This window comes from Nonomuraea zeae (assembly GCF_005889725.1).
Taxonomy (GTDB): domain Bacteria; phylum Actinomycetota; class Actinomycetes; order Streptosporangiales; family Streptosporangiaceae; genus Nonomuraea; species Nonomuraea zeae.
The window spans coordinates 1-7,750 of record NZ_VCKX01000436.1; the positions used below are offsets into that span (position 1 = coordinate 1).

9 protein-coding genes, 1 tRNA gene and 1 pseudogene are annotated in these 7,750 nt (G+C 67.3%); 3 read left to right on the top strand and 8 right to left on the bottom strand.

The annotated features are described in order from the left end of the window. Positions 1-89: 89 nt before the first annotated feature. Positions 90-323: a hypothetical protein gene (locus ETD85_RS57930; RefSeq protein ID WP_138698352.1), complete on the bottom strand. Its 234-nt coding sequence runs from the start codon at positions 321-323 to the stop codon at positions 90-92. A 470-nt stretch (positions 324-793) separates the two neighbouring features. Here ETD85_RS57930 and ETD85_RS57935 point away from each other — a divergent pair. Next, positions 794-1,108 (top strand): annotated as a pseudogene (locus ETD85_RS57935) (tyrosine-type recombinase/integrase); the annotation flags it as partial. Between the two features lie 439 nt (positions 1,109-1,547). Here the strand turns inward: ETD85_RS57935 and ETD85_RS57940 are convergent. From ETD85_RS57940 to ETD85_RS66455, 5 genes are all read right to left on the bottom strand, one after another. Beyond that, positions 1,548-1,865 carry a helix-turn-helix domain-containing protein gene (locus ETD85_RS57940; protein WP_138698354.1) on the bottom strand — a complete coding sequence of 106 codons (318 nt, stop codon included), beginning with the start codon at positions 1,863-1,865 and terminating at the stop codon, positions 1,548-1,550. Further along, a complete protein-coding gene (locus tag ETD85_RS57945) occupies positions 1,862-2,137 on the bottom strand; it encodes a type II toxin-antitoxin system RelE/ParE family toxin (protein ID WP_338087266.1) in 276 nt (91 codons plus the stop codon). Before ETD85_RS57945 ends, ETD85_RS57940 begins: the two co-directional genes overlap by 4 nt. Positions 2,138-2,991: 854 nt before the next feature. Continuing rightward, positions 2,992-3,067, bottom strand: a tRNA-Ala gene (locus tag ETD85_RS57950). Positions 3,068-3,082: 15 nt separating this feature from the next. Continuing rightward, positions 3,083-3,811 carry an HAD-IA family hydrolase gene (locus ETD85_RS57955; protein WP_138698355.1) on the bottom strand — a complete coding sequence of 243 codons (729 nt, stop codon included), beginning with the start codon at positions 3,809-3,811 and terminating at the stop codon, positions 3,083-3,085. Positions 3,812-3,826: 15 nt separating this feature from the next. Continuing rightward, positions 3,827-3,946: a DLW-39 family protein gene (locus ETD85_RS66455; RefSeq protein WP_020542320.1), complete on the bottom strand. Its 120-nt coding sequence runs from the start codon at positions 3,944-3,946 to the stop codon at positions 3,827-3,829. A 714-nt stretch (positions 3,947-4,660) separates the two neighbouring features. Between ETD85_RS66455 and ETD85_RS57960 the strand changes: the two genes are divergently transcribed. After that, positions 4,661-5,650: a hypothetical protein gene (locus tag ETD85_RS57960; protein WP_138698356.1), complete on the top strand. Its 990-nt coding sequence runs from the start codon at positions 4,661-4,663 to the stop codon at positions 5,648-5,650. A gap of 164 nt (positions 5,651-5,814) precedes the next feature. Here the strand turns inward: ETD85_RS57960 and ETD85_RS57965 are convergent, their stop codons facing one another. Next, entirely contained in the window at positions 5,815-7,005 is a 1,191-nt protein-coding gene (locus ETD85_RS57965; protein ID WP_138698357.1) for an MFS transporter, read from the bottom strand. Continuing rightward, entirely contained in the window at positions 7,002-7,439 is a 438-nt protein-coding gene (locus ETD85_RS57970; RefSeq protein ID WP_240780099.1) for a carboxymuconolactone decarboxylase family protein, read from the bottom strand. The genes ETD85_RS57965 and ETD85_RS57970 overlap by 4 nt, the downstream gene beginning before the upstream one ends. A 79-nt stretch (positions 7,440-7,518) precedes the next feature. On the opposite strand from ETD85_RS57970, the gene ETD85_RS57975 reads away from it, so the two are divergent. Then, the coding region (locus ETD85_RS57975) for a GntR family transcriptional regulator (RefSeq protein ID WP_138698359.1) at positions 7,519-7,750 on the top strand (232 nt) is incomplete at its 3' end.

The following is a 7,750-nucleotide window of genomic DNA, read 5'->3' on the forward strand; positions in this document are numbered from 1 at the left end:
AATCCGGCCGCACCTCGGCGACCATCCGCACCGCTCGGCGGCGCAGCTCAGCGGGATAGGGGGACTTACCTGGCATGGACTCGATCCTCTCAAGAGATCAAGTCTCCACCGGAACCGGGGCGATTCATGTTGACGGTGCCATTGCCGAGGCGCCCGATGAGCACGTCGACGTCCTCAGCATTGAAGCGTGCAGGCTGAGTGCTCTCGGATGAGATGCCATACGCAGCCAGGACGTCGTCAATCTTGGTGGCAGAACACCACGTCAAGTCGACGACCAGCTGAGTGTGCAGGCGAAACCACTTGCTGTAAGTAGAGTCGATCACGGACGTTTCCTCTCAGCTGACACCGCCAGGGGCCACGCTCAATGATCTTTGCGCATCCGTGTGCCGTCCGCCGCCGAACCACGATCAGCCACGCTGCTCGGTGAGCCAGGGTGACCGTCTACGCGCGGGACTGGGTCAGGGAGCGTCCGGGGCTTCGGCCGAAGACTCTGGAGCTGTATACCTGGCTGCTGGAGCGTCACATAGGGCGCGGGCAATGAGCACACCCCGGAACGACCGGTACTCACCGTTGCCCAGGTCTTCGAGCTGGCCGACCGGATGGCGGACCGCCGTTTCCGGGCCATGGTCCTGCTGACCACCTTCGCCAGTCTGCGGTGGGGTGAGCTGACGGCACTTCGACGGTCGAGCGTCGACCTCCAGGCTCGCACCGTCAACGTACGGGAACAGCTCCTCGAACTCGACAACGGCGAGATGCGCCTCGGGCCGCTCAAGTCGAAGCCAGACGGCGGACCGTCAGCATCCCCTCGGTGATCGTCCCGGTTCTCGTCGAACACCTGGCGGCGTGCGTTGACGAGGCCGAAGTCGCCTTCGTCTTCGTCGGCAAGCTCGGGGCGTTCCTCCGAGGGAGAAACTTCCGCCGCGAAGCTAAGTGGGGTGACGCGCTCAAGGAGATGGGCGTGCAAGGGCTGCGCTTCCACGGTCTTCGGCACACCGGCAACACCCTGGTGGCCCAGTCAGGAGCGAGCCTCGCCGACCTGAAAGCGCGCATGGGACACGACAGCGACCGGGCCACGCTCATCTACCAGCACGCCACTCCGAAACGCTGACCAGAAGATCGCCAACGCGCTCTCGGCCCGCGCCAAGGCCGGGCGGAAGAAGGCGAAGAAGACGCCAAAGAAGGGGAGATGACGACGGCAGCGCGAGCGTCCGGGTCCCCACTGGCTAATGGCACGTGAATGGCACAACACCCCGTCACATGGTCTGTGGCGGGGGTGTTTTCGCTGGTGGAGCCTAGGAGATTCGAACTCCAGACTTCCTGCTTGCAAACGGGGTCAGATGGCAGGTGTGAGCTGATGACGTGTGATCACGTAAGCCGGCGTTGCTGTACTTGCTGCTGTACACAGCACCCCAGCCAACGTCGCATTATCCCGACGACCCAAGAGGGGAAAGGCCAAGAACAGCGGGACGCGTACGGTGGCCTGCTCAGCCACAAGAGCGACCCCACCGCGGCCAAGACACCGTACAAGACGTCCTCTCGCCCTCACGTCAAGCGATGGCGGCGATGTCACCATCGTCGAAGTAGATCGACTGATGAAGCCGACCACCAAGAGCAGTGGCGTACCGGGCAAGCACGTCCTGCCCAGAGATCTTGCCTTGCTCGATCTGCGAAATGCGGCCCTTGGTGACCCCCATACGCTGTGCGAGGGCTTGTTGGGTCAGTCCTCGACTACGGCGGATCTCAGCAAGTCGGTGTCCTTGCACCTTGGCGAGGAGTTCCTGCTTGCCCGCTTCAACAGCGTCCTCACCGCCGGCACGTTCGACGTGCTCAGCACGAATGTCCTGCCAGCGCACATATCCCGTCATGATCTGCCCTCCTCCGCTTGTCGTTCCTTCATGTAGATCTCATAGCGCTGCTCGGCGAGCGGGATGGCGTGGTTATACCAGGCATTCCACCGTCCGGCCTTGTCACCCGCGACTAGCAAGATGCTGGACCGCCACGGATCGAAGGCGAACAAGATCCGCACAGTCCCCGGCCGAAGCTCCTTCAAGTTCTGCAGACGCGAAGCGGTGATCGTGTCGACCAGCGGCCGTCCCAGACTTGGTCCTCCTTCAGCAAGCGCGTCGATCGCTTGCACAACACGTCTGTGTCGCGTCGTCGAGTTGCTCGATCCACTCGCGCACCTCGTCCACGATGTAGACGTCCCACTCGTCTGCCACGTACGGCAGTATAGCGAACGGTATACCTCCGCGGAGTCCTGTAGCAACGCCAGGAGGTCCAGGCAGAGATGTGACCCTCACCGACCTCAAGGCGCTCATGCAGCTACCTGGCGGCGCTGCCCGCGCCCGCATGCGAGTGCAGCTCCCCTGGACGAAAGCAGACCTCGGTGTGGCAAGTGCCCAGTGCGGGATCGCTGGATCAAGAAGCAGACCGCTCGGAGCCGGGAGCGGGTGCGGCTCGACGGGATCCGCCGTCCAACGCCTGGCCCGCGCCGTACGGCCATAGCGGGGGTGACGCGGACATGATCGAGCTTCTCATCGCCGGACTGCTCGGCATCGTCCTGCTGGTTGGCTACATCACCGTTCTGATCGGCATCCGCCGCGAGGACAAGGAACTGAAGCTGCGGCGCCCTCCAAACGGGCCTCGGCCGTGCTGGCCAGAATGGTTACCGGCTGCTACATCCGAGCCGCAGGTCTCGCGAACGTTGCCAACGCCAGCCGTACCGATAGAAGCGCGGGCGCAGCCTGCGCTTCCAAAGAAGAAATGTCTGAGCGGAGCGAATGCCTGCAGGGGTCGAGGCTCTGGCTCGGCTGAGAGACGGCTGAGTCCCGTGCACGAAGCGCCCTTCGTGATGACCTTGCGCGCCGGAGGCGCGCCTCAGGAAGAACAGCCCGAGCGGAGCGAGGACCGCTCGGGGCGGGACCCCGGCAGCCCACTCGGTAATCGGGCAACGGATGGGCGGCCGAGGACCACCTACCCGAGTCGCCTCGATGGTGGAGCCTAGGAGATTCGAACTCCTGACTTCCTGCTTGCAAAGCAGGCGCTCTGCCAACTGAGCTAAGGCCCCTTCGACGAAGATAGCTTACCGGGCCGAGGAAGCTACCTGCGTCGTCCCAAGGTCATCGCTCAGCACCAAGCTCGGGAAGTCGGCGATCGAGTCGAGGATGTGGGTTGCGCCGCCCTTAAGCAGTCGCTCCCTGCTGTGGACGCCGGTCATCACCCCCGCCACGATCGACGCCCCCGCGCGCTTGCCGCAGAGCATGTCGCTTTCCGAGTCGCCGATGACCGCCACGTTGCGTACGTCCTCCACGCCGAGCCGGAGGACCGCGTGCAGGACCATGTCCGGCCAGGGGCGGCCCCGACCGCCGGCGTCTTCGGGGGAGATGGCCAGGTCGATCTTGTCGTGCCAGCCGAGCACGCTCAGGACGCGACCCAGGGTGGCCCGGCTGAAGCCGGTGATCAGGGCGAGCTTGATGCCAGTGCCGCGGAGTTTGTCGAGGACCTCCGGGACCCCGGGCATGGGGACGAGACCTGCACGCTCCAGCGCGCCCTCGTAGGAGCGCTCGAACGTCAGGTTCGCCGCCTGGGCCTGGGCTTCGTTTCCAGGGAAGATCCCGCGGAAGACATCGATCTTGGGGCAGCCCCGGGACCGGTGCACGTGAACCATGGCACGCGCGTATGCTCCGGTCCCGGGCACTATGCCCTGAGTCGCGATCGCCTCGGCGAAGGCGCGCTCGACCATGGCGATGTCACCGACTGTGGTGCCTGCCAGGTCCAGGCACGCCAGCTTGATGGGGATGATGTCACTCATCGCCTCGCCGGTCGGTTAGTTCTCGCTGCCGGTCGCCTCGGTCCAGAGATCGAGCTCTGCGCGGTCGGCCTGCACCTTACGCCAGATCAGCAACCCCCCAAGGGCGATCAGCGCCAGAACGAGCAGCTTCTTCACGGTGTGACCCCACTTCTTCGACGGCCTCACCTGCCGGGGTGAGACCCAACGGTTGACATGCAGCCTAGCAAGGGTTGGCTGCGGTCCCTGTGTTGTGCACGGACCAGATGTGCGGAATGTGCGGAGAACGAGCGATGGACAGGTGTTCCGCCCCTGGTGGGAGCGCTATACCCGTCCGATCTTGGACAACGAACGAGCGATTGGACACATGCGGCTTCAGGATTGTTGCCGGCTCTTGCTGAGATGATTTGCCCACCTTCCGGCGACCCTGTTGCCGACTCTGACGCCTCTGTAGCTTTGACGCCTCTGTGGCTCTGACGTGCGTTGCCAGCGTGGTCGATCGACTGGTCGTCGGTCGACTGGTGGTCGTCAGCCGGAGGTGGTGCCGGGAGGACCTCTGTCCCGTGACCGTTGCCGTGCCCCCGTCTGGACAACAACCCGATCATGCCAAATATCCCGCCGAGATGCGTGAAGGAGGGGGGTTCGGGAGGTCAGGGCGTCGTTTTGGTTGGTTCAGTGGGAATGGGTGGCATGACAACCTCCAGGTGGTGGGGGGCAACTCCGGGTGGGGGCTCGTCCGCCGCCGTGCCTCTGCGCGACGTCTCAGGTGAACGTTGTCCGTGCGCCCGCCGTACCTGAACGTGTGAGCTTGAACCCAGTATCCGGTGGACATTGCGCCAGTCAGGCGGCCGGGCCTGAGTTGGTGGGGCGGTCATGAATGCGGCGGCCAAGGTCGGCACCTACGCCCTCGGGCTGGCGGTGGTCTTCGGTGGCGCCTTGGGCGTCGGGCGGATGGCGAACCCGGCCGTCCAGCCGACCTCGGCTCGGGAAGCCCCCGGGCAGGCTTCGGTGCAGCACAGCGGCGGGCATGCGGCCGATGGAGGGGGTGCAGGGGATGGCGGTGCCGGACACGCCGGGCACACCGGGCACACCGCGAACACCGGGCAGCCGGCAACGAGTGACACTCCCGGCGGGCTGCAGGTGTCGCAGGACGGCTACACGCTCAATCCGCTCGCCACGATGCTCACCGCCGGCGCCCCCGCGGACTTCAAGTTCACCGTGACGGGGCCCGACGGCCGGCCGGTCACCTCCTATCAGGTCGAGCACGACAAGAAGCTCCACTTCATCGTCGCCTCCCGCGACCTGACGGCCTTCCAGCACGTACATCCCGCCATGGCCCCCGACGGCACCTGGTCGGTACGGCTGGCGCTGCCGAAGCCGGGGACGTACCGGGCGTTCGCCGACTTCATCCCCACCGGCGGCGGGAAGCTGACGCTCGGCGCGGACCTGCAGGCCGCGGGCGACTTCCGGCCCGAGCCGTTGCCGCACGTCAGCCGGACCGCCACGGTCGACGACTACACCGTGAACCTCGCCGGAGACCTGGTCCCCGGCAGAGCCGGCAAGCTCGCGCTCACGGTCAGCAAGGACGGCAAGCCGGTGACGGACCTCCAGCCGTACCTCGGCGCCTACGGCCACATGGTCGCGCTGCGTGCCGGTGACCTCGCCTACCTGCACGTGCATCCGGACGGCAGCGGCAAGGCGGGGCCGGAGATCACCTTCTCCGCCCAGGCGCCGAGCGGCGGCGACTACCGGCTGTTCCTCGACTTCCGGCACGACGGCGAGGTCCGTACGGCGAGCTTCACCGTCACGGCCACCCTGTCCGACGGGCACGCCCCGTCCCCCACCCACGACCACAGCCACTGACGCCTTCCAGCAGTGCTCAGGAGCGGGCGGTCGAGCGGCTGCATCGCCTGCCCCGGTCTCTGGCCGGTGGCCGCCCTGTCCGCCGGCCGCACCCGGCCTGCTCACCTGCTCACCTGCTCACTGATCGCGGAGGCGGGCATGGCCCTCTTGAGCGGGCACGGCCCTCAAGCGGGTTCGTGGTGAGCGACAGCCTGCGGCTGCGGACGTCCACGTAGCGCCCATCTCACAGCCGGGGACATCGCGGCGCCGGCCGCCGCGAACACCGCGCCGAGCAGCAGCCAGCCCGGCGTCCCGCCGCCGAGCACGAGCGTCGTCAGGACGACGGGCCCGAGCATCCTCGCCACGGCCACCCCCGTGCCGAAGAACCCCTGGTACTGGCCCTGCTTGTCGTCGGGCGCGAGCCCGAAGCCGATCTCCCAGGCCCCCGCGGCCAGCAGCAACTCGCTGCCGACCTGGAGCAGGGCGGCCACGATCAGGAACGCCCACCCGTACGGGCTGAGCGCGAACACCGCGCAGGCCGCGAACATCACCAGCCCCGCATACCGGACGGACGCCGACGCGTCGCGCAGGTTGTTCACCCGCCGCGCCACCCGCACCTGGAAGAGCACCACGCCGCCCGTGTTGATCAGCAGCAGGACCGAGACCATCCAGGTGGGCGCCGAGGTACGGGTGGCGATCCAGAGCGGCACGATCAGGCTGAGCATCGGCATGTAGAACAGCAGCACCGCGTTGATCAGCGTGACGAGCGCGAAGGGGCGGTCCCTGAGCACCGCCAGCCGGGGGCCCGTGGTGACCGGGGTGGGCCGCACGGCGGGCAGTCTGAGCAGCAGGAGGGCGGCGGCGACGAAGCTCAGCGCGTCGAGCGCGAACAGCGCCAGATACGCGGGCCGGCTGTCGAGGTGCAGCGCCACGCCGCCCAGCGCGGCGCCGACGGCCAGGCCGCCGTTGAGCGTGGCGTGCAGGAGCGCCCGCACCGCCGTGCGCCGCGCCGGCTCGACCAGCCCGGCCAGCAGCGCCTGCCTGGCCGCCGACAGGCCGGTCTGCGCGGTCCCGTAGAGGCAGGCGACCAGCACGAACGGCACGAACGTGCGGACGAACAGGAAGGAGGCGACCGCCGTGGCCGTCGTCAGCGCCAGCAGCACGGCGACGCCGCGCGGCCCGCGCCGGTCGGCCAGGTGCCCGAGCGGTACGCCGGCCACCGAGCCGACGGCCCAGCCCAGCGTGAGGCCGAGGCCGATCTCGGTGGCCGACAGGCCGACGATCCTGGCGAAGTAGAACGCGGAGGTGACGAGGTAGATGCCGTCGCCGAGAGAGTTCGCCAGCTGCGCCTGTGCCAGGATTCGCCGATATTTCATGGCTTGTACGACTCCGGCACCATCCGGGTGGCGACCCCCATCCGGTTCCAGGCGTTGATGGCCGCCACGGCCACCACGAGCGCGGCCAGTTCCGGCTCGGTGAAGCAGGCGGCGGCCCGCTCCCACACCTCGTCCGTGATGTCGCCGGTGGTGAGCTTCGTGGCGGCCTCGGTGAAGGCCAGGGCCGCGCGCTCCTGCTCGGTGAAGAAGGGCGCCTCGCGCCAGACCGCGACGGCGTGCAGGCGGGCGTCGCTCTCCCCCGCCTGCTTGGCGTCCGAGCTGTGCATGTCCACGCAGTAGACGCAGCCGTTGAGCTGGCTGGCGCGCAGCCGGACCAGCTCCAGGAGGGGCTTGGGCAGGGTGCTGCGGGTGACGAACCCGTCCAGCCCCGCCATCCCCTTGTACGCCTCGCGGGCCAGTGATCCGAGATCCATGCGTTCTGTCATGCACTCATCTTGGATCCCACCTTGTCCCGATATAAGCTCCAATTTCCGGCAAGATGATTGGGCCAAGTTGGACGTTCACATCAGCCTCGGCAGCCGGGGTGACCTGGCCGCACAGGTCTACCGGCAGCTGCTCGACGCCATACTCGACGGCCGCCTCAGATCGGGCGAGCGGCTGCCCCCGACCAGGGAGCTGGCCCGCCGGCTGGAGATCTCCAGGAACACGGTCGCGCTCGCCTACGACCGACTGGTCGCCGACTGTCTCTTAAACACATCTCCGAGCCCACGAGACCCTAAGACAC

Excerpts from the sequence above, each read along its gene's own strand:
- ETD85_RS57955 (WP_138698355.1), bottom strand. The coding sequence starts at position 3,811 with ATGAGTGACATCATCCCCATCAAGCTGGCGTGCCTGGACCTGGCAGGC.
- ETD85_RS57965 (WP_138698357.1), bottom strand. The coding sequence starts at position 7,005 with ATGAAATATCGGCGAATCCTGGCACAGGCGCAGCTGGCGAACTCTCTC.
- ETD85_RS57970 (WP_240780099.1), bottom strand. The coding sequence starts at position 7,439 with ATGGATCTCGGATCACTGGCCCGCGAGGCGTACAAGGGGATGGCGGGG.
- ETD85_RS57960 (WP_138698356.1), top strand. The coding sequence starts at position 4,661 with ATGAATGCGGCGGCCAAGGTCGGCACCTACGCCCTCGGGCTGGCGGTG.
- ETD85_RS57940 (WP_138698354.1), bottom strand. The coding sequence starts at position 1,865 with ATGACGGGATATGTGCGCTGGCAGGACATTCGTGCTGAGCACGTCGAA.